The following is a 22,141-nucleotide window of genomic DNA, read 5'->3' on the forward strand; positions in this document are numbered from 1 at the left end:
ATAAAGTATTATAGTTTTTTTGAGGGTTAGATATGGAAAGTAAAGACAGAATAGAGAATACTATTTTCAATGATAAAAGAATGGATGCTTATATAGACAAATATTTTGAAGAGTTTACTCTGAGTTCTGAACAAGAAGAGGCACTGAATATTTGGATAGATAAATTAAATAACGATCAATTAACAAGTGAAAAAGGGAATTATCATAATTTTTTTGAAATTATTCTTGAAGATTTACTTGGTTATAAACGTTCTGATGTTAAACATGAAGAGAATATTGGTGATGAAGGCCATCCTGTAGAGTTTGTATTAGAAAAAGATGGAAAAGATTATGTGATTATAGAACTAAAAGGAACAACTTATAAAGACCTCACTAAAAGAAGACCTGGACAGCAATCACCAGTAGAGCAAGCTACAAATTATGCTAGTGCTAAAAAAGAAACTGAATGGGCTACAGTTTCAAATTATGATGAATTTAGATTTTTTAATCCAACAGCAAGAGATAATTATATTTCATTCAAGTTTAGGCAATTGAAAGATTTGGAAATCTTTAAAAAATTTTTATTAGTATTCAGTAAATTTTCACTTATCGATGAAGACATACCTAAAAAATTACTTAATGAAACAAAAGTCATTGAAAGAGAATTAGAAAATGAATTTTATCAATTGTATAGTGACACTAGATTAATGATTATTAAGGAATTGGAATATTCTTCAGAAGATATTAATAGGATTGAAGCAATAAAATTATCTCAAATAATATTAAATAGATTTATTTTCCTTTGTTTTGCAGAAGATTTAGCGCTTATGGAGGAAGAGACAACTGCTGATGTATTATTAACACCTTTAAAGCATAGAAATTTAATCGGAAATACAATGTGGAATAGGTTAAATGAATTATTTATTTTTGCAAATCAAGGAAATAAACATAGGAGAATACCTGCATTTAATGGAGGATTATTTGAGGATGATTTATCTAATTTGAAAATAAGGGATGAAATTGAAGATAGGTCTTTCTTTGAAAATTGGAATTTAAAAGAAGATTTTGAAGACAAATATGAGGATATTGCTAAACTAATTGGAGTTTATAAAGATACTCTTAATCCAATTTTCATTAATTTATTAATAATTTCTACATATGACTTTGATTCAGAACTTGATGTAAATATCTTAGGACATATTTTTGAAAACAGTATTAGCGATATTGAAGAGTTAAAAAATGATAATCAAGAGCAAAGAAAAAAAGATGGAGTGTATTACACTCCAGAATATATTACAGATTATATTTGTAGAAATACAATTATTCCATATTTAAGTATTTCTGGTAAAGCCAGCACAGTTCATGAATTATTATACGAATATGAATCATCTAATTCATTGGATGTTTTAGATTCAAAATTAACTAACATCAAAGTTCTAGATCCTGCCTGTGGTAGTGGGAGCATGTTAAATAAATCAGTAGATATATTATTTGAAATTCATGAAGCATTACATGCAAGTAAATATGCTGGAGATTCATCTTTAGATAGATTTTTTGATAGTTTAGAAAAACGAAAGGAAATTATAAGTAATAATATTTATGGGGTTGATTTGAACGAGGAGTCCGTTGAAATTACTAAATTATCCTTATTCCTAAAATTAGCAACTACTGTTGGACTTAAAGAAGGGTTTCAACTTCCTAGTTTAGATAAACATATTAAATGTGGGGATTCATTAGTGGATGATGAGTCAATTGCCGGAAATAAAGCATTTAACTGGTATGAATCATTTTCAGAAGTTTTTGAAAGTGGCGGATTTGATATTATTGTAGGAAATCCTCCGTATGTGGATATTAAAGAAATGGATGAAAAAACAGCAAAATACATATTTGATAATTATGAAACTTCTTTTAACAGGATAAATTTATATTCTACATTTGTGGAAAAAAGTTATTATTTGCTAAAAAATGAAGGGATTTTTTCATTTATCATGCCTAATTCCATTTTATTTAATTCTACTTACTCTAAAATCAGAGAACTAATTCTTAATAATACATCCATATTAAATATTGTAAGAACTTCTGATGATGTTTTTAAAGATGCTAAAGTGGAACCTATTATTTTAATCTTCAAAAAAGGATATGATGAAGGAAATAAGACTAAGATACTTATAAAAAAAGATGATATGGATGAAATTCCAATAAATAATTATTCAGAACATTTCTTTACACAAGAAAGATGGTTTGAAAATAATTCAATAATTAATATTTTTTCAGATGATTTTACTTTTGATTTATTAAAGAAAATTGATGGAAATAATGAAAGATTAATTGATTATTGTGATTTTAGTTTAGGTTTAACTCCTTATGATAAATATAAAGGTATGAGTGAGGATATTATTAAAAATAGAAAATTCCATTCAAAAATAAAACTTGACGATACTTTTAAAGAATTATTGGATGGGTCCGATATTACAAGATATAATGTAAAATGGGGCGAAAAAGAATATATTAAATATGGGGACTGGTTAGGAGCACCTCGGGAAGAAAAATTCTTTAAAAATCCTAGAATTTTAATAAGACAGATTTTATCTATAGCTCCTAAGGAATCTCGAAAAAGGATTTTTGCCGCTTACACAGAAGAAGAATTATATAACGCTCAAATTGCTTTTAATTTAGTATTGAAAGAAGGCTTTGATGATAAAAATTTATTGAAATATTTTTTAGGAATAATTAATTCTAAAATGATGACTTGGTATTATGAAGAAAGATTTATGGATAAAAATAAAAAGAATTTTGCAAAAATTTTGATTGAAAATGCTAAAAATCTTCCAGTCATTATTAATTCAAATTTTTTAGATGAGATAGTATCTAATGTGGATTCAATAATAGAGTTAAATAAAGAGTTTTATAGTGTAAGAAATGCATTTCAAACATGGCTTAAAATAGAATTTGAAATTGAAAAACTCTCTAAGAAACTAGAAAACTATTATGATTTAAACTTTGAAGAATTCTTAAAAGAGATAAAAAAGAAAAAAGTAGTCATTAGACCAAATCAAATACAGGACTTGTCCGAATTATTTAATGAAAGTTTAGGAAAAATAGAATATCTGCAAAGAGAGATTAAAGAAGCAGACGAAAAAATTAACCTACTGGTCTATGAATTATATGGTTTAAATCATGAAGAAATAGAAATTATAGAAAATAGCTTTAATGATTAATTTATGGACGATGAAACATTAATCCTAATTGAATACATCAGAAACGCGCCAACAAGAGAAATGGTGCTTAAGTCATTTGAAGGAGTGGACTTTATAAGACCAATCCAAATTTCTAGGAAAACAGGCATTCACCCAAACAATGTCAGCAAGAAATTAAAGGATCTTCGCGAACATGAACTGGTCTATGTCATAAATCCTGAGTACCATGTTCCTAAACTTTACAGGCTTACTGAAAAGGGTAAAAATATGCTTCAATTCTTGTAGAAAATCAACCTTTTTTCAACAAAACTCTTTTTATTTATGGATACATGTACATGCCTTCACGGTTTTACAGCACTTTCACATTTTTCAAAAAACATAATTTTAAATATTAGTTCGCATATATTAAAATTATATATTATATTATTTTGACAATTGCAAAAATTTTAAATTTTTGTTATATTGGGGTCAGAATAAGGATAATAATTAATTATATTGTTTTTATTTTTTTAAAAAATAGAAATTTTTTCTTATGAAAAATAAGGATTGGCAATTGCCTTTAAAAAAATAGTGGGTTTTTTTTTTTTAAAAAGTATCCTTTAAAATAATAAGAAATATCTTCTAAACTAATAAATGGAATAATTAGGAAGAATAAAAAAATAAAATATGAAAAGTAATTTAAATTACTTTTCAAAAATTAGAACTTATTTTATAGTAAGTTTAGCACTTGCACTTACTGCTTTGTAGGTGTTGTCACCTGCATATTTAGCAGTGAAGCTGTAAGTTCCTTTCTTATTGATACTTACTTTAACAGTAGCTACACCTTTAGAGTTGGTAGTTCCAGTGTAAGTTTTGCCGTTTACAGTGAAACTGATCTTCTTATTAGCGATTACACTGCCTTGTTCGGTTTTGAAGGTAGCGCTAATGGATTTGGTTTTAGCGGATGCTTTGTAAGTAGCAGCTTTGGTAGTTAATTTAGGAGTTTGAGCGGCTACGTTAATTAAGTATACTCCAAATGATGCTTCATATTCATCGTCACCGAGGAATGCTACAGCAAAGGTGTATCCTCCTTTGTATCCTAAATTAATTTTAAGTTGAGCTACACCATTTTCATTTGTGGTTTTAGTGTATTCTTTACCGTTAAATCCAATTTTGACTTCTTTGTTTACTAAAGGATTGCCTTCTGCATCAAGTAAGGTTGCGTTGAAGTAATTGTCATTTGTGTCACCGGTATTAGGTGCTAAAGTGACAACTGACATATTGTTAGCATTGATTTGGGTAGCTGTTCTTTTAGTTGCAGTGTTTTTGAATGAAACTTGAGCGCTGCTTGCAGCAAGGTCGTTAGTTCCGGCAAATTCAACGGCAACAGTTTGGGCAGTAGCGTTTTCATCAATTGGTACATTGATTACAGCCTTACCGTTTTCATCAGTTTCGATTTCAGTTGCATTTCCATCGTCGATTTTGTAGGAAAGGGTTTGTCCTGCTTGAGGAGCGCCGTTTACGTCTACCAATTCAACAGTGACGGTTCCATCTGCTGCAGCGATTTCTGCAATGTTGATGGAGGTTACTGCTTTATCTGCTGCAGGAATTACAGTACCATTTTCATTGTCCCAGTCAGCATACCATACGGTTACAGGGGTAATGCCTGCGTCTAAGTTGTTGTTAACGATTGCAATAGGTGCATATGGGTTTAAAGGACCAGAGTTACTTAAGATGTACATGAAAGTAATGCCTTCAGGATTAGCCCCTGCAGTTGCGGTAATGGTGTTGCCTGTAATGTTTATGTCACCGATCTTACTTGGGTATCCGTGTGCTGTGTTACCTGATTCAGCTTTCATAAAGATAGATCCTTCATTTGCTTCAATAGTGTTATCAGCAATGATGTATCCGTTAGCTGCTTTTTGAGTACTGATTATAGGTAAATCTTTAAAGATTACGTTTCCTTTGTCATCAACACAGTATCCGCATCTGATGAAACTGTTGTTAGCGATTACACATCCTTGGGTGGAAGCTCCACCGAAGTAGATAGCATAACAGTTGTCGATGAAAGTGTTGTCGGTCATGATGTTGTTACCTGAGTTACTTGCAATGGAAATAGCGTCAAGAACTTGTCCTTCAAAGGTACATCCGGTTACGGTAATGTCGTGGGAACCCATAAGGTTAATTGCTTTAGTACCGTATTCTTTTTTACCGCCGTTGGTTACTTGTTCGGATGAACCGTTGAAGTAAGAGTTGGTAATGCTACAGAAAGATGCGCCTTTACCGTATACACCGCTACTCCAGTCGATGAATTTACAGTTGTCTACAGTACCGTTTTCAATAGCTAATTGGATAGCATATCCTGATACTTGTTCTCCATAGTTTTTGTGGCCGTCAGTGTTAATGAAGGTAATTCCTTCAAAAGCAGTTCCAGCTTCATTTGCAATGAAGAGTGCTCCGCTACCACCTTGGGATGCACCGCTAGCTTTAATGACAGTGTCTTGACCTTTGATGGTAACTTGTTTAGTTACATTAAATGTTGTATCAACGTCATATGTCTTGTTTTCTAATTCAATTGTGTCTCCAGGTTTAGCATTATCAAGCTTAGTTTGGATGTCTTGTGCATCAGCACTAGCTGTAAGAGGAGCAACTTTTTCGTCTGCAACATCGTCTACATCTGCAGCATCGTTTATATATGTGACATCAGCATCTGCTGCTGCAACTGCAGAGACAGAAATAGCTACTAATAATACTAAAAGGAGGGATAAGATAATTTTTTTATTCATATTTTTTCTCCATTAATATTAAATCAGATTTTTTAGATCTTATTTTTAAAAATTTAACTTGTTTTTCTTTTAATTAAAATGTAATAAAATTACTTTTTAAATAAAAACTAATATTAATATTCAAATTCTTATTATCTTTATTTTCAAAAGATAATTGCTAATTTAATTGATTTTATCTAATGCTAACTAGTTAAACGATTTAAATAACTTTAAGGGAATTAGTTAAGCTTTAACTAAAAATTGTTTAAATTATTAAACTTAATCAAATAACAATTATTTTATTAATATTAGTAATAATATGTTTTGTTGATATGCAATATATATCTTATGGTTATAATTATTTTTGTTTATTTCTTATAATTTATATTAATATTTGTAATTTTTTATTAAAATTTAAAAATAATAGTTTATTTTACTTTAATATATTTTAAAATTTATTATAATGTTTATTTTTCAATTTAAAGTTTAAAAAGTGATATGAATTATAATATTTTTAATCTTATTTTATTTTAAAAAATTCTTATTTTTTTAGAAATTTTCATCGATTTATATGTATTTTTTATATTTTTTCATTATAATATGAAATATATTTTAGAAAGATATTTATATATTGAATAATAAACTACAGTTCATATTAATTATGTTTTAATTCAAGTTTATATCCTTTTTATAATTGTTATAAACTTTTATAAATCGAATACTTTAGGGCTAATTTAACCATCAAATATCGATATTTTTCTATTGATTTGTATCATAAGGTATATGGTTAAGCCAAAAAACTATAAATTTGGTTTATATTGAATTTTTATATTCTTGGCAGGAGTTTTATTATTCTAATAAATTTTCTGCCAAATTATGTATTATATTGTTAAATTAAAAAAAAGGACAAATGTCGTTATCCATATTTGTTCTGGTTATAGGAGGTGGATTTATTAATAAAAGAATATTATTAATATTCGTATTTCTAATATTCTTCATAAGTATTGGATCTGTAGTTGCAAATGATTTAGATTCAAATTCAGTCAATCAAGACAATTATATTTCTGATGTAGATTCTTTTGATGGTTCTAATTCGGTTTTGTCCAGTTCTAATTTGGATAGTTCTATTGATAAGGATAATTATTTAAATTTAGATTCTAATAATAATTTAAATTTAGATTCTGATAAGAATTCTGTTTCAGGTTCTGATTTGAATTTAAATAATGCTGATTTAATTAATTCTGTTTCAGGTTCTGATTTGAATTTAAATAATGCTGATTTAATTAATAATTCAACTACTAATGATTCAAGCAATTCAAATAATTCAAATAATTTAGAAAATCTTACTAATTTAGATGATTCTAAAGGTGCTTCTAATCAAAAGCCTCAAAAGTATCTTATTCCTAATGACAGTTCTATAGGTTCTGCATATATCCAAAAGATCATTGATAATGCTGCACCTGGAAGTACAATTCAATTTACAGGTTCCTTCTATAAAAATATTTATCTGAAAATAGATAAAGCTCTAAACATTATAAGTAAATCTGGCACTGTGATAAATTCAAGCTATCGTTTGCCTGTATTTACTATATCAAGAGGAGGATCTGGAACAAATATTTCAGGTTTTACAGCAAATCTTGCAAATTCCTTTGTAGAGGCAAGTGATGTGTCCGATATAAGCATATCAAAAAATAAAATCTTTACAAAACGGAAAGCTATTGTCCTCGAAAATGTTTTTAATTCAAAGATTGTAAGGAATAGTTTCCTAAGATTTGAAACTGCCATTGACATTTCAAAATCTGGCGGATTGACCATATCCAATAATAATATAACTCCAGATAACGGATACAATGTGGGAATTAGCTTAAAAGACATTTATAGAGACAAGGTTAGCATATTAAACAATAATATCACTGGCCATGACAGACGTATAGAATCCACAGGCATTTACTTCGGGCCAAACGCTAAGAATGTATTGATTGAAGGAAATATTATAGATGAATGGTATACTGGTGTAGATTTCCCTAATTCTGTAAATAATGTTTCCATTTTAAACAATACCCTCAATCACAATGGTGATGGAGTAATCATTAACGGATGGATTAATAATTTCACTTTTAATAAGAATGTAGTCACTAATACTGGAAGAGTTGGAGTTCTATTTGACTATGATTTTTATGGAACAAAAGGGGATTTCACTTTAGAGAAGAATTTCTTTACCCAAAGCGGACAGTTGGATTTAAGAAACACTGGAGACCAGGCAGTAACTATTGGTGAAAACTTTGCTAGCAGACGTTGTGTTAGGGTTGCCATGAAAAATGGATTTTCCATTAAAACCCGTCAAAATGGAAATGGCTATTATTTCTCAATTGTGGATAAGAATTCCAGGGGAGTAAGCGGGCTTCCTAACTTTAGTGCTACAATCAGCATCAATGGAGTTTCCTATAATGTCAATTTCATAAATTCTGTTGCTTATGTTGAAGTTGATGGCGCTAGCGGCGAAAATGATGAGGTCCTTCTTGATGTTGGTGAAGACAAGCGTAAGCTTAGCGATTGGGGAGAGACTCAAAATCTTAGTTCCAGTGAAATGGAATACTATAAAAAGATTTATGATGATTTGATCAAATCTATGGTAGAAGAGACTAATAATGATAATCAGGACATGAAAAAGGTAGAAGATAAGAATGGAACAGGCTCCACTCCAAGTGGTGGAAACGGCGGAGGCGACTCTGGTATTTCAGACGGTCGTTCTTCTGTAAGTTCAAATGGAGATTCCTCTCCTGCAAGTGCAGGAACTTCTAATGTGGCAGCAAGTTCTGCATCTTCATCTGCGGGCCCTTCTGCAGCTCAAGCAGACACTCCTGAAAGTTCTACTGTAAAATCATTGTCACTTGATGAGGAAACCTTTAGAGTTGCTGGTGTTGGTGGATTAGTCTTCTTGATTATTTGTGTAATTGGATTATACTACCGTGAAGATATTATGGATATGATTAAAGAATAATAATTGCTTAAATTAGTTATTATTCTTTTAAATTTTATTTTTTTCTTTTTTTATAAATTTTTACTTACTTTTTATTATTTTTACTTATTTTTATTCATTTTTACTTATTTTTATTTACATTTATTCATTTTTACTTATTTTTATTCATTTTTACTTACTTTTTCTTATTTTTACTTAGTTTTTCTTCATAATTTGGTTTTTTTGCGATGATTATCCAAATATTTATATTCGAGCATAGAAATTTTATATATTTTCGATATGTTTATATAATCACATTTTAAATATATTAATGATTAAACTAATATGTGATTAACTATGATGGATTTAATTTTTGAATATCTGATTGTTTTTATTTTATTATTTGCCACAAATATAGCATTTTTACTAAGATATTCTAGTTTTAATAAAAATAAATTTATTCCATTTGTTTTAGGCTATGCTATTATAGTATTTGCATTAACTTTTGTATTTTCTTCCTTGAATTTACAAAAGGAATCCATAGATTTTATTCCGTATATTTTATTTGCTGTTAGTGCTTTAATGCTAATTATTTCAATTCGATATGTGGGATTTGGAAAGAATTATGGAATAAATGATGATAAAGTTGTTTTATATGGCACTATTTTATCTTCATTCTTATCTATTGGGGCATTGGCTTTAGGTTTAAAATCAGATAATCTTTTCTTATCTGGTCTTGAATTAGCTATTCTTTCTGTTGTAGTTATCTTTTTAGTTTATAAAATCTCAAAAATATTCAACAATGCTAAAAGACCATATTATGCAGTCATTGGTGAATATATGTTTTTAGAATTTATTTTGCTTCTTATTTTAGCTTTAACCTTCTCTAGCGTAAGAGAATTGGATTATTCAATGTTTGGATCTTTTCTAATTCTTACTCCTACATATAAGGTGCTATATATGATTATAGCAATTGTCATTTTGCTTGTTTTAGGGGTTTTATATAATGATTGGGTTTTAAAAAGGCTAAAAAGGAAGTAATTCTTTATTTATCTATTAATTGTTAATTCTTTTGTTATTTGTTAATTGCTAATTGTTATTATTGTTACTTTAGTTATATTGGCGAATTTAATTAGAATTTTTAATATTTATTTATCAATTTATTATAATTTTTATAGGTGTGAAAATGATACTTCAAGGTACGGAAATATTGACTTCGTTTATCCATATTGTTTCTGAAAGCTTGCTGGCACCTGTTGTAATTGTTTTAGTTATATTCTTAATCTATGCAATTTTAAGCTTTGGCGGATTTTTAAATGAATGGTTTACAAAAAAGCCATTGAAATCTGCAGGATTGGAAAAGTTATTGCAAGACATTTCAAGCTCCGATAGTCCTGAAGACTTAAAGGCTGTTATAGATGCCAGCGCTTTGTATAAAGAGCAAAAAGAAATTCTTGTAAAGATAACTGATAATTATAATTTAGGTCCAGAGGCAAGAAAGGCTTTTGCAAGTAAACTTATTGAAGAGGAAGAAAGCAATCTGCTTAAATTAACAACTAAAACAGATATTTTAGTAAGATTAGGCCCTATATTTGGTCTTCTTGGTACTTTAATACCATTAGGTCCTGGACTTTCTGCTTTAGGTACTGGGGATATTACCACTCTTGCCCAATCCTTGACAATTGCTTTTGATACAACTGTCACTGGTTTGACTATTGGTGCATTAGGTTATATTGTTTCTAAATATAGAAAGCAATGGTATGAAAGTGATTTGACTACAACTGAGACAATTGCAGAGGCTATTTTAGAAAAATTGAATCAGTTTTAATTCCTTATATTATATTAATTAATTTGGATGATTGGATTAATTTTTATAGCATAAAATGGTTTATTTTAATTATTTGATACACATTTAAGGTGATTAAATGTTAAGAAAAAGAAAACGTTTTAGTGATGATGGCGATGAGGATCCTATGTCTGGGATTTCAAATCTTTCAGATGCAATGCTTGTGCTTGCTTTAGGGTTTTTGATTTTTGCCATTATGGCTCTTCAGGTAAATCCTGATATGATGGCTAAGACTCAGGAGTCTCAAGCACAACAGGCCACTTCTCAAGTGAGCACAGGTCAGGACTTTAATAGTAGTGCCAATGCAGGTGCCTCTTTAGAGCAGTCTGGTTATTCTGAGGTGGGAAAAGTTTATAAAGATCCTGATACTGGTAAATTAGTCATGGTTCAGGGTTGACGTAAATTTAAAACTTTTTTCACTATTTTTTTATTTTAGTTCTTTTATTATCTTATTTTTATTTTTAGTTCTTTTTTTATCTTATTTTATTTTTAGTTCTTATTTTTATATGGTTCTTTTTTAATATTTTGTTATTTGATTTATATTATAAAATAATTATAATATAATTGCTAAAAAAAGTATTATTTGGGATATATTGGTGTGTTTGAAAAGAGAAAAAAAGTTTTTTTTTTTAAAATTGCTAAAAGTTTAAAACATTGCTTTAAAAAGTTTAAAGTAAGTTTTTTTAAAAAAAGTTTAAAGTAATTTTTTAAAAAAAGTTAAAAAAAAGTTAAAAAAAAGAATCAAAGTAAATAAAAGAACCAATAATCAAATCAATTCTCTATTTACTTAACAATTTTATTTTATAACCACTTTTTGAGATTTGCTAATAGCCTTATAAGTATTGTCTCCTGCAAAATTAGCTGTGTAAGTGTAGGTTCCTTTTTTAGTTAATTTTATGGTAATTGTAGCGATTCCTTTTGTGTTTGTTTTTCCGGAGTATGTTTTTCCATTAACTTTTATGGTAAGCTTTTTGGACTTAAGCACAGTCTTGCCGGATTTGAGAGTGACTTGTATTTTCTTAGTGGCTGCTTTTTTGAATGTGTACTTCTTGACAGTCAAGTTTGTTGAAAGCGGATTTAAGGTAAGCTTTCCCTTTTTTGGAAACTGAATTATAGATATTGTCCCCTGCAAAACTTGGGCAGTGAAAGTGTATGTGCCTTTCTTGCTTAGGCTTATCTTAGCGCTTGCAACACCTTTTGAGTTTGTTGTTGCAGTGTATGTTTTTCCATTTACAGTGAAAGTGACCTTCTTATTGGCTAAAGCCTTATTGTTTTTGTCTTTTAAGGTAGCAGTTAAAGTTTTTGTTTTTGCATTTACGTTATAGCTAACTGTCTTTGGAGTGATTGTGGCATTTTTCTTAATGATTGTCACAGTTGAAACGTCAAATGCACTTGCATAGCTTTCATCACCTAGGAAGTAAACTGCAAATGTGTAAACTGAAGTGTAAGCTAAGGTTAATTTTACCTTTGCTATTCCATTTTCATCGCTTGTCCTATCATAGATTTTGCCATTGAATCCTATCTGAATTGTCCTGTTGATTACAGGATTGACATTTTGATCTATCAATTTCACTTCATAATAGCTTGGAGTGTCATTAGTGTTTTTATCATAGGTTGTAATAGTCATGTTAGGGCATATTAGGGCGGTATTTAAGATAGGGTCCGCCTTTTGAATAACAAAGTCGTCTTTTAATACGTAATCGTTATTCTTAAGGGTGTTTATGCCGTTTAGCTTGTTGCCTGAAACCAATACGAATCCTGTACTTTGACCTGTTTGGCCTACTGTCCTATCGGATTTTATATTAAGAAGCACTGTATCATTGATATTGCTGTCTGGATTTATAGGCAAGATTGTACAGTTGCTTATTTTTATATTGGCAAGATCAATATAAGTTGTGCCGTAATTCTCTCCATTTGCAAGCACAATGTTTTCATTTCCATTTACATAAAATGTAACATTGGTAATTGTTATATTCTTTGGACCTCCTTCAGATTTAGGATCTATTATAAATAGATCAGTTAAATTGTTCTGATTGTATATATTTCCCCCATTGATTGTAAGGTCTTTATTCAAGCTAACTGACTTTTCTAAGGTGAAGTTCTTATCAGTTAAAAGGAGACTGTCTCCAGGCTTTGTATTATCGAGGTTTATTGCCTTTTGAATGGAATTTGCATCGCTTTTTCCATCTGTTGATGGTTTTACAATCCAATTGTTTCCGCCGGTGCTGACTCCATCTGAAAGAGATTTGTCATTAATGTCTTTGCTAATGTCTTCTGTAGCAATTTCATTGATTGAATTGTCATTGGATGAAATTGAATCTTGATTGTCTGCTATAATGTCTGCTGCTGAAACTGCAGAGACAGATATTGCAATCAATAGGACCAATAGAAAAGACATTATAATCTTTTTATTGTTCATAATTTTCCTCCTATTAAATTCTATAGGGTATAAATTTAGAGTATAAATTTTATTATAATAATAGTTTTATGTAATAATATTTAATATTCATTTTTTAAAACCTATTAAATATTATTTAATTTTTTTATATTCATTTATTAAAACCTATTAAATATTATTTAATTTCTTAAAATATATAATATTAATTGTAGATTTTTTGTACATTAATGTTCAATTATTTCTATTTTTTACATATATCCTTATGTTTTAACTTGGTTTTATTTTTTAATTTATCATTATTAATCATGATAAATATTAGTTCTATTTGTTATTTTTATAAAATCTGCAAATGTTTAGTTTAACCTAATTAATATATCGTTTTTTATATAGTGTTTCATGTCGTTTAATTTTTACTTATTTTTAGCTTTTAAGTTAGTTTAACAATTATCTAACAAATTTTTTTTTAATTTTTTTCAATTTTATAAAATATTCTTGCATATCTTATTTTTTTTAAAAAAATCTTTCTTTTTTGCGAAATGAATAATCATATATATTAATTTATTATCATTTTTATCATATTTAAGCGTTTCATTTTCTTTATTCCTATTATCCTATTGGTTTTATAATATTCGATATAATTATTATTTCATATGGTTTAAAAAGCATCTTCTAAAAAAATAATTTTATCCTTTAAAATAGATATTTGTTCATTATTTATTGGTATTTAATCGTTATGAACTATTTTTTCGTTAGAAAAATTTTACACTCTTCATATATAAGTCTTTTCTTTTGATTTTAATAGCAAAGTCTTTTTATATGAATGATAAATAATTATAATTAATGCTCTCTTTATGTGCACATATTGAATATGTGTTGAGAGTATTGATAATTATATGGGATAATTAAAATAAAGAAGTTGAGATATAATGAGTTTTAAAAGTCCTGCAGATACTGCAAAAGCAGTTGCATCTGCAGCTACCGCAAAAGGTGAAATGCCTATCATAAAACTTGCTATTTTAGGTTTCTTAGCAGGTGCATACATTGCATTCGGAGGTTTACTTGCAGAAGTAGCAAATACTGGTGCTATTGCTGGTGGAGTTCCAGTAGGTATTTCTAAATTATTATTCGGGGCAGTGTTCCCTGTAGGTTTAATTATGGTTGTTATCTGTGGATCTGAATTATTCACTGGTGACGTAATGTTTATGACTATGGGTCTTTTAGACGGTAAAACTGATATCATGGGCTTACTCAAAAACTGGGTAGGTAGTTGGGTATTCAACTTAATCGGTGGTCTCTTCGTTGCTTACGTACTTGCTTACTTAACTGGTATTATGGTACCTGAAGCATTCGCTGGCGGTGCAATTACCATTGCTAACACTAAAGCATTAGGTGGAGCTACCTTCATGGCAGCTGGTAAATCAACTGCTTCTTTAACTTGGGTACAATGTTTCCTTAGAGGTATCGGTTGTAACTGGTTAGTATGTTTAGCTGTATACTTAGCTAACGCTGCTGACGATGTAGTAGGTAAATTCTTCGGAATTTGGTTCCCAATCATGGCGTTTGTATGTATTGGATTTGAGCACAGTGTCGCAAACATGTTCTTCATCCCATTAGGTATCTTCTTAGGTGCTGAAGTAACCTGGGCACAATTCTTCATCAACAACTTAATTCCTGTAACCTTAGGTAACATCGTTGGTGCTGCTGTATTCGTAGCATGTGCTTACTGGTTCGTATACTTACGCGACTAAATAGTTTATAAATATTTGGCTTTAATTAGACTAAAATAAATATAGACTATATAAAAATTATATTTAAGAGATTTTCTCTTAAATCATAATTTTTTAAAACCAAAAATTAAAAATATAAATAAAAAATATTTTTTATTTGTGCTTTTTTAAGTATGAATAAATGGCAATCGGGATTTAGATCTCGAATCTTTAATCCTTGATTGCAAAATGCTTATTGGAGAATATTTATCTTGAAACCTAATAAATATTCTCATATCAATAAGTGATCTTAACAATTCAATAATTATATTTATAATATTTATAATAAAGTGAAATCAATTGGAGTTTTTTCAGAATGTCTAATTGAGTTTTATCAGACTGATCACTTTATTATCAAATATCATTACAATTTCACAATTCATGATTATAATAAATAATTATTATAATATTCTATTATATATAAGAAATCACAATTAATTTAAATCGGATTATTTCAGCGATTTAAATTATATCATTATCATACTATTGCAATTGATTTTTTTGCAATTTTCATGATTGTTATTTATATATAAATAATAAATAAAAAATATTGTCAATTATCTTTTATTGAATTTCATTAGACACAATTCACAATACTCGACACAATTCACAATACGTTTTGAAATATTTAGTAAAAATAATTTTGAAACTTTTAACAATAAATTTAATGAAATTTAAGAGTTAATTTAACAATTAAATTAATTTATTAATAAAAGTTTTCATCGTTTACGCAATAATTGATTTTGTCAATAGAACTTAAATCAAAAAATAAAAACCTTGATTAAAAAATGGAGATTATAAAATGGTTGAGATAAAATATGTACCATCTATTTGTCCTTACTGTGGTACCGGCTGTGGTATTAACTTTGTGGTCAAAGATGGCAAAATTATTGGTGTAGAACCTTGGAAAAGACACCCAGTTAATGAAGGTAAAGTATGTCCAAAAGGTAACTTTGGATACCAATTCATTAACCACCCAGACAGATTAACTACTCCGTTAATCAAAGAAAACGGTGAATTCAGAGAAGCTTCCTGGGATGAAGCTTTAGATTTAGTAGCTAGCACTCTTAAAAAATATGCTGACACTGATCCTAACAAATTAGGATTCTACGCATGTGCTAGATCTCCTAACGAAAACATTTACATAACCCAAAAGTTAGCAAGAGCTGGTTGTGGAACCCAAAACGTAGACCACTGTGCACGTATCTGTCACGGTCCTACTGTAGCTGGTCTCGCTACCACCTTCGGTTCAGGTGCATCCACCAACGGTTATGACAGTATTGAAGAAGCTGACTTCATTTTCTGTATCGGTTCCAACAACATGGAAGCACACCCATTATTCGGACGTAAAATCATCAGAGCTATTAAAAACGGTGCAAAATTAGTAGTAGCTGACCCAAGATTCACTCCTACTGCAAAATTAGCTCACGAATACATGCAATTCAAGACCGGTACTGACGTAGCTTTAATGAACGGTATGATCAAAATCATCATTGAAAATGGTTTACAAGATGATGAGTTCATTAAAAACAGAACCAAAGGCTACGAAGAAATGAAAGAAGTAGCTATGAAATACGACCTTGACAAAGTAGCTGAAATTACCGAAGCTGACCCTGAACAAATTGAACGTGTAGCTTTAGAATATGCTCAAGCTGAAAACGCAGCTATTGTATACTCTTTAGGTATTACCGAACACTCTCACGGTGCAGATAACGTAATGTCCACCGCTAACTTAGCTATGTTAACCGGTAACGTAGGTAAGATTGGTGGAGGAGTAAACCCATTAAGAGGACAAAACAACGTACAAGGTGCTTGTGATATGGGTGCATTACCTTCTGACTATGTCGGATACCAAAAAGTTGCAAACCCTGAAATTACCAAAAAATTCTCAGACGCTTATCAAATCGAATTACCAACCACTCCTGGTTTAACCTTAGTCGAAATGATGAACGCTGCTCACTCTGGTGACTTAAAAGTATTATACATCCACGGTGAAGACCCTGTTCTCTCCGATGCAGATATTAAACACACCAAAGAAGCAATTGCAAACTTAGAAATGTTAATCGTTCAAGAATTATTCATGACCGACACCGCTGCTGAAGCAGACGTAGTATTACCTGCTGCAGGTTGGGGTGAACAAGAAGGTACCTTCACTTCCGGTGAAAGAAGAGTTCAATGGTTACGTAAAGCTCAAGAACCACCTGAAGGAACCATGCTTGACTGGAAGATCATGGAAGAAATTGCTGTTAGAATGGGCAGACCAAGAGAATTATTCCACTACGAAAACGCTGCTGAAATTTGGGAAGAAATCAGAGAACTCGCTCCTTCCTACTACGGAATTACTCACGAAAGATTACTCAAACCTGAAGGTGTCCACTGGCCATGCCTTGACCCAGAAGATCCTTGTGAACCATTAATGCACAAAGACAAATTCGCACACCCAGACGGTTTAGGTGTATTCCAAGCATTAGAACACAGAGGTCCTGTCGAAGTTGTAGATGATGAATACCCATTATTATTAACTACTACCCGTATCTTGTTCCACTATCACGCTGCAATGACCAGAAGATGTGAAACCTTAGATAAGGAAGTACCTACCGGATTCATCGAAATCAACACTGAAGACGCAGCAGAAAGAGGAATTCTTAACAACGAAATAGTAAAAGCTTACTCCAGAAGAGGAGAAATCGAAATTCCTGCTCGTGTAACCGACGACATTAAGAAAGGTATCGTAAACATTCCTATGCACTTTACCGAATGTGCAGCTAACATGTTAACTAACTCCGATTCTTTCGACCCTAAATGTAAGATGGTTGAATTAAAAGCTTGTGCTATTCAAGTAGAAAAATTATAAGTGAGGAATAAGGAGTAGATAATATGGCTGTAAATGTAAATGATATGTTTTATGCATACTCTGGTAATGAAGCAATTAAAGAAAAAGGAGAATATGGTGGTGTAGTAACTACCATCATGAAATACTTACTCGAAGAAGGTATTGTCGACGCTGTTGTTGCTGTAGAAGAAGCAGCTGACCTTTACGACGCAAAACCTATTCTCATAACCGACCCTGAAGATGTAATCAAATCTGCAGGATCCCTTCACTGCGGTACATTAAACTTAGCAAAATTCGTATCCAAATACTTAGACGGTGCAAGAGATATGAAAATTGCAGTTACCACAAAACCATGTGACGCAATGACCTTAAAAGAGTTAATGAGAAAGAGAAAAGTAATCGAAGAAAACGTAATCATGATTGGTGTAAACTGTGGAGGAACCATGCCTCCTGTACCAACTATGAAAATGATTCGTGACGTATATGAATTAGACCCTGCAGATGTCATCAAAGAAGAAATTTCCAAAGGAAAACTCATTATGGAAACCGCTGAAGGCGAAAAAGCAATTTCTATTGATGAACTCGAAGAAGAAGGTATGGGTAGAAGAGAAAACTGTCAAAGATGTACCATGAACATCCCAACCAACGCTGATTTAGCTTTAGGTAACTGGGGAGTTATCGGTGAATTAGCAGGAAAAGCAACCTTTGTAGAAGTTTGCTCTGAAAAAGGTGCAGACATCTTAGATAAAGTTATTGAAGCTGGTTTAATTGAAACCCAAGAACCAATCGAAAAAGGTGTAACAATCCGTGCTAACATCGACGGAATCATGGTTAAACAAGCAATGGCACAAAGAGAAAAAGACTTTGCTGGAACCTCCGGTGACATTTTAGAAGTATTTGCAGAATACAAAGAAGAATTCTCCAAATGTATGAAATGTTACGGTTGCCGTGAAGCATGTCCTCTCTGTTTCTGTGACGACTGCTGTCTTGAAGCTGAAGGTCCTGAATGGGTACCTGGCGGATACACTCCTGCAGCTCCATTCTTCCACTTAACCCGTATGGTACACATGGTTGACGCATGTACTAACTGTGGTCAATGTTCTGAAGTATGTCCTTGTGAAATTCCAGTATCCAAAGTATGGGCTACTGTAAACCAAAAGGTCAGAGACATCTTCGGTTACTACAGTGGTGTAGACAACGAAGAACCATTACCATTCACTGAATTTGGTCCTAAATCATACAGACAATACTAAATTCGTTGGTTAAAAAGATATTAGAATAAATTTTAGTTATTGTAAAACTTTGTAATAAGTATTTTCTTAAAAATAAGGAATTGCCTAAGATATCTTATTATATTCGTTTTACAATTTTCTATTTTTATTCATTTTTTTATTTTTTAATTAATAATTTTAAAAATAGTCACCTCTTATTCACTCATTTCTATAATGAATGCTATTTTTAGATTATTTAATTAAAATTTATATTCTCTTTATTTATTTTTTTAATTTGATTCATTTCATTTTGTTTTTAAATTTAATTTATTTATAATTTCTCCCTGCTCTTTTTCTTAAATTTCTTCATTGTAGATAATTTTATCTACGATTATTTATTCCAGGGGTTTATTTGAATGAATTAAATTTAAAAATGATTTTTTTAAATTAAAAGAGATTATTGATTTATATTTTTAATTAAGAGGGATTATTGATTTTATATTTTTAATTAAGAGAGATTTATATTGATTTTTATAAATTTAGAGAGATATAATTTATATAACTAGTTTATGGTGTAAAAATGAGAATTATTTCAATTGTAGGCTTAAAAAATACAGGAAAGACTTCACTTACAAGCAAGATAATCAAGGAATTGACCAATAGGGAATTTAAGGTAGCAAGCATAAAGCATTCTCATCACCAAATGGAAATGGATCATGAGGGTACAGACACCTACAAGCAAATGGAGTCAGGCTCTGATTTTGTTGTGGGAATTGGAGGCCGCACCTATTTCAATATCAATGAAAGACTTGACTTGGAACGTATTCTATTCTTAATAAAGCTTATTGAAAATCCTGATTTTGTGGTTATAGAGGGATTCAAGAGCTATCCTTATGCAAAGATAGCAACCTGCAAAGAGGTGGAAGACGAATACACAATCAAAACAGTAAATTCATTTGAAATAACAGATGAAGAGCTTCTAGATCTTGTAGACCTTATAGAAGAAAGGTCCTATGACATCCTAGATACATTATTCGTTAGTGACTGTGGCTATAATGATGCAAGTATAATAGGTCAGGCATTTGCACAAGGAAAACTGGATTATAATCCCGATACTCAAGCGGAAGTTAATTTAGCCATCGATGGAATCAATATAGGGCTAAATAAGTTTGTAAGCAATTATATTAAGCAAACTGTATTGGGCATATTGAATCCACTTAAAATCAAGGAATATGGTGTGGAAGACTTTGAGAATATTGACCTAACAATAAAAAACAAAAAGGATTAAATCAAGATTTAAATTTAAAAAACTTTTTTAAAGATAGAATTATATATTAAGATAGTAATAATATATTTATCAATTAATTTTTCAATTAATAATTATTATTCAATAATAATTTTATTCAATTAATATTCATTATTCAATAATAATTCATTATTCAATTAATTTTTCAATTAATAATTTATTATTCAATTAATTTTTTAATTTTAGTATTTAGGTGATTATATGGCTTGTAATGATGATTTTGAAAACAATGTGACTTTAGCAATCAATGGCAATGATATTGAATTAAACAAATTTACAGATGATATTATTAAAGAAACCATTCTTGGATTATTGAAAGCTATTAAAACTTCTGAATATGGTGTAGATGAAGTTAAGGATGTTGAAATAACAATAAAGAATGAATAGTTATTTTATGATTTAAATTATTTTTAATTTTAATTTTAATTTTTTTTTTTATTTTTATGAATTAATTTTTTATTTTTTTAAGTTTTATTATGGGGTTTATGGATGAAGGATAAAGTTAGAGACGATTATGAAAGGCCAATTATTTCACTTAGGATTTCTATAACCAATCGTTGCAATGTCAATTGCATATACTGCCACCACGATGGCATGCTGGACTCATCTTCTGAAATGACTCCTGATGAAATATACGAGATCTGCAGAATTGCAAAGAAATTAGGTGTTGAAAAGATACGCCTATCTGGAGGCGAACCACTTGTTCGCCCTGACATAGTTGAAATTGTAGAGAAGGTCAACTCACTTGACTTTCGTGACATTTCAATCACAAGCAATGGAATATTTTTAGACAAATTAGCAGGTCCTCTAAAGGATGCAGGATTAGACAGAATCAATGTCAGTTTAGACACACTTGATGAAGAAACCTATAAAATGATTGTGGGGAAAAACGTTTTAGAGAGAGTAAAGAAAGGAATCATTGAATCTTGTGCAGTTGGTATGTATCCAGTTAAGATAAACATGGTAGTTATGAACAATATCAACAATGATGAGATTATGGACATGTTTGAATTCACCAAGAAACATGGTGTTATCCTTCAGCTTATTGAAATAATTGAGTCTGAAAGCTGTGATGACAATGACTTCAATTCCAAGTATCACTATCCTTTAGCTGAATTTGAAAAGCATCTTGCTGAAATTGCAGATGAGATAAAGGTTAGGGAGTTTATGCAGGATAGGAAAAAATATTTCATTGACGGCGGAGAGATAGAGGTTGTTCACCCTGTTGACAATACCAATTTCTGCAAGAACTGTACAAGACTTAGAATTACTCCCGAGGGAAAGATCAAGCCTTGCCTTCTTAGAAATGATAATCTTGTAAATCTTATTGAATTTATTAGAGAAGGAGCCTCTGATGAGGAGCTCATTGACATATTCTTAAAGGGAATTCATAATAGGGAACCTTTTTATAAGGAAGAAAATTAGTTAATTTCTTAAAAAAAAGCATAATCCTATTTAATTAATTATAATTTTCGCTATTTTTCAATTAAAAAAGAAAAAGAGTTTATTTAAACTCTTTTTAATTACGGGTTCTAGAAAATTGAAAAATTTTCAAGGACTTTTTCTTCTTCTTTTACTATTATTTACACTATTTATTGGCCTTTTCTTAATTCCAAACAAATAGTTTTTAATGGCCAATCCTTTTTCAAAAAAAATTATTCTTTTTCTTTAAAATACGTATTCTTATTAGTTCTCTAAAAGTTTTTCAAAAAGTATTTTAAATTTTCGGTAAAAATAATTGGGAAAAAATCTGATTGAATTTTTTAAAAAAAATAGAAATTAAATTTTTCGGTAGAATTAATTTTGGAAAAAATCTGATTGAATTTTTTTAAAGAAATAGAAATTAAATTTTTCGGTAGAATTAATTTTGGAAAAAATCTGATTGAATTTTTTTAAAGAAAT

At 30.0% G+C, this 22,141-nt stretch carries 14 protein-coding genes; 12 read left to right on the forward strand and 2 right to left on the reverse strand.

Translation table 11 applies throughout. The features are described from left to right. The first annotated feature begins 32 nt into the window (after window positions 1-32). A complete protein-coding gene (locus MRU_RS01665) occupies window positions 33-3,197 on the forward strand; it encodes an Eco57I restriction-modification methylase domain-containing protein (RefSeq protein ID WP_012955132.1) in 3,165 nt (1,054 codons plus the stop codon). Window positions 3,198-3,200: 3 nt separating this feature from the next. After that, on the forward strand, window positions 3,201-3,461 hold the full coding sequence (locus tag MRU_RS01670) for a hypothetical protein (protein ID WP_012955133.1): 261 nt from the start codon (window positions 3,201-3,203) through the stop codon (window positions 3,459-3,461). Between the two features lie 419 nt (window positions 3,462-3,880). Here MRU_RS01670 and MRU_RS01675 read toward each other — a convergent pair whose 3' ends face one another. Further along, window positions 3,881-5,941, reverse strand: coding sequence for a right-handed parallel beta-helix repeat-containing protein (locus MRU_RS01675; RefSeq protein WP_012955134.1), 2,061 nt, complete (start codon window positions 5,939-5,941; stop codon window positions 3,881-3,883). A gap of 889 nt (window positions 5,942-6,830) precedes the next feature. Here MRU_RS01675 and MRU_RS01680 point away from each other — a divergent pair. The 4 genes from MRU_RS01680 (at window position 6,831) to MRU_RS01695 (ending at window position 11,122) form a co-directional block, all read left to right on the forward strand. Continuing rightward, window positions 6,831-8,921: a right-handed parallel beta-helix repeat-containing protein gene (locus tag MRU_RS01680; RefSeq protein WP_012955135.1), complete on the forward strand. Its 2,091-nt coding sequence runs from the start codon at window positions 6,831-6,833 to the stop codon at window positions 8,919-8,921. Window positions 8,922-9,461: 540 nt separating this feature from the next. Further along, window positions 9,462-9,920: a hypothetical protein gene (locus tag MRU_RS01685; protein ID WP_143714284.1), complete on the forward strand. Its 459-nt coding sequence runs from the start codon at window positions 9,462-9,464 to the stop codon at window positions 9,918-9,920. 145 nt (window positions 9,921-10,065) lie between these two features. Further along, window positions 10,066-10,707 carry a MotA/TolQ/ExbB proton channel family protein gene (locus MRU_RS01690; protein ID WP_012955137.1) on the forward strand — a complete coding sequence of 214 codons (642 nt, stop codon included), beginning with the start codon at window positions 10,066-10,068 and terminating at the stop codon, window positions 10,705-10,707. A gap of 97 nt (window positions 10,708-10,804) precedes the next feature. Then, complete coding sequence (locus MRU_RS01695; protein ID WP_012955138.1) at window positions 10,805-11,122, forward strand: DUF2149 domain-containing protein; 318 nt, start codon at window positions 10,805-10,807, stop codon at window positions 11,120-11,122. Window positions 11,123-11,521: 399 nt separating this feature from the next. Here the strand turns inward: MRU_RS01695 and MRU_RS01700 are convergent, their stop codons facing one another. Then, the gene (locus tag MRU_RS01700; RefSeq protein WP_012955139.1) at window positions 11,522-13,144 is read right to left on the reverse strand and encodes an Ig-like domain-containing protein; all 1,623 of its coding nucleotides are present in this window, start codon (window positions 13,142-13,144) and stop codon (window positions 11,522-11,524) included. 905 nt (window positions 13,145-14,049) lie between these two features. Between MRU_RS01700 and MRU_RS01705 the strand changes: the two genes are divergently transcribed. The 6 genes from MRU_RS01705 (at window position 14,050) to moaA (ending at window position 21,664) form a co-directional block, all read left to right on the forward strand. After that, the gene (locus MRU_RS01705; RefSeq protein ID WP_012955140.1) at window positions 14,050-14,871 is read left to right on the forward strand and encodes a formate/nitrite transporter family protein; all 822 of its coding nucleotides are present in this window, start codon (window positions 14,050-14,052) and stop codon (window positions 14,869-14,871) included. An 820-nt stretch (window positions 14,872-15,691) separates the two neighbouring features. Beyond that, window positions 15,692-17,743 (forward strand): formate dehydrogenase subunit alpha, encoded by a 2,052-nt coding sequence (fdhF, locus tag MRU_RS01710; protein WP_012955141.1) that lies wholly within the window; start codon window positions 15,692-15,694, stop codon window positions 17,741-17,743. 23 nt (window positions 17,744-17,766) lie between these two features. After that, window positions 17,767-18,975, forward strand: coding sequence for a Coenzyme F420 hydrogenase/dehydrogenase, beta subunit C-terminal domain (locus MRU_RS01715; RefSeq protein ID WP_012955142.1), 1,209 nt, complete (start codon window positions 17,767-17,769; stop codon window positions 18,973-18,975). A gap of 538 nt (window positions 18,976-19,513) precedes the next feature. Then, window positions 19,514-20,221, forward strand: a complete 708-nt coding sequence (gene mobB, locus MRU_RS01720; RefSeq protein WP_012955143.1) for a molybdopterin-guanine dinucleotide biosynthesis protein B — start codon at window positions 19,514-19,516, stop codon at window positions 20,219-20,221. Window positions 20,222-20,440: 219 nt separating this feature from the next. Next, a complete protein-coding gene (locus MRU_RS01725) occupies window positions 20,441-20,626 on the forward strand; it encodes a hypothetical protein (RefSeq protein ID WP_012955144.1) in 186 nt (61 codons plus the stop codon). Window positions 20,627-20,728: 102 nt separating this feature from the next. Beyond that, window positions 20,729-21,664: a GTP 3',8-cyclase MoaA gene (moaA, locus tag MRU_RS01730; RefSeq protein ID WP_012955145.1), complete on the forward strand. Its 936-nt coding sequence runs from the start codon at window positions 20,729-20,731 to the stop codon at window positions 21,662-21,664. Window positions 21,665-22,141 lie beyond the last annotated feature (477 nt).

Origin of the sequence: Methanobrevibacter ruminantium M1, from assembly GCF_000024185.1 — an archaeon.
Classification (GTDB): domain Archaea; phylum Methanobacteriota; class Methanobacteria; order Methanobacteriales; family Methanobacteriaceae; genus Methanobrevibacter; species Methanobrevibacter ruminantium.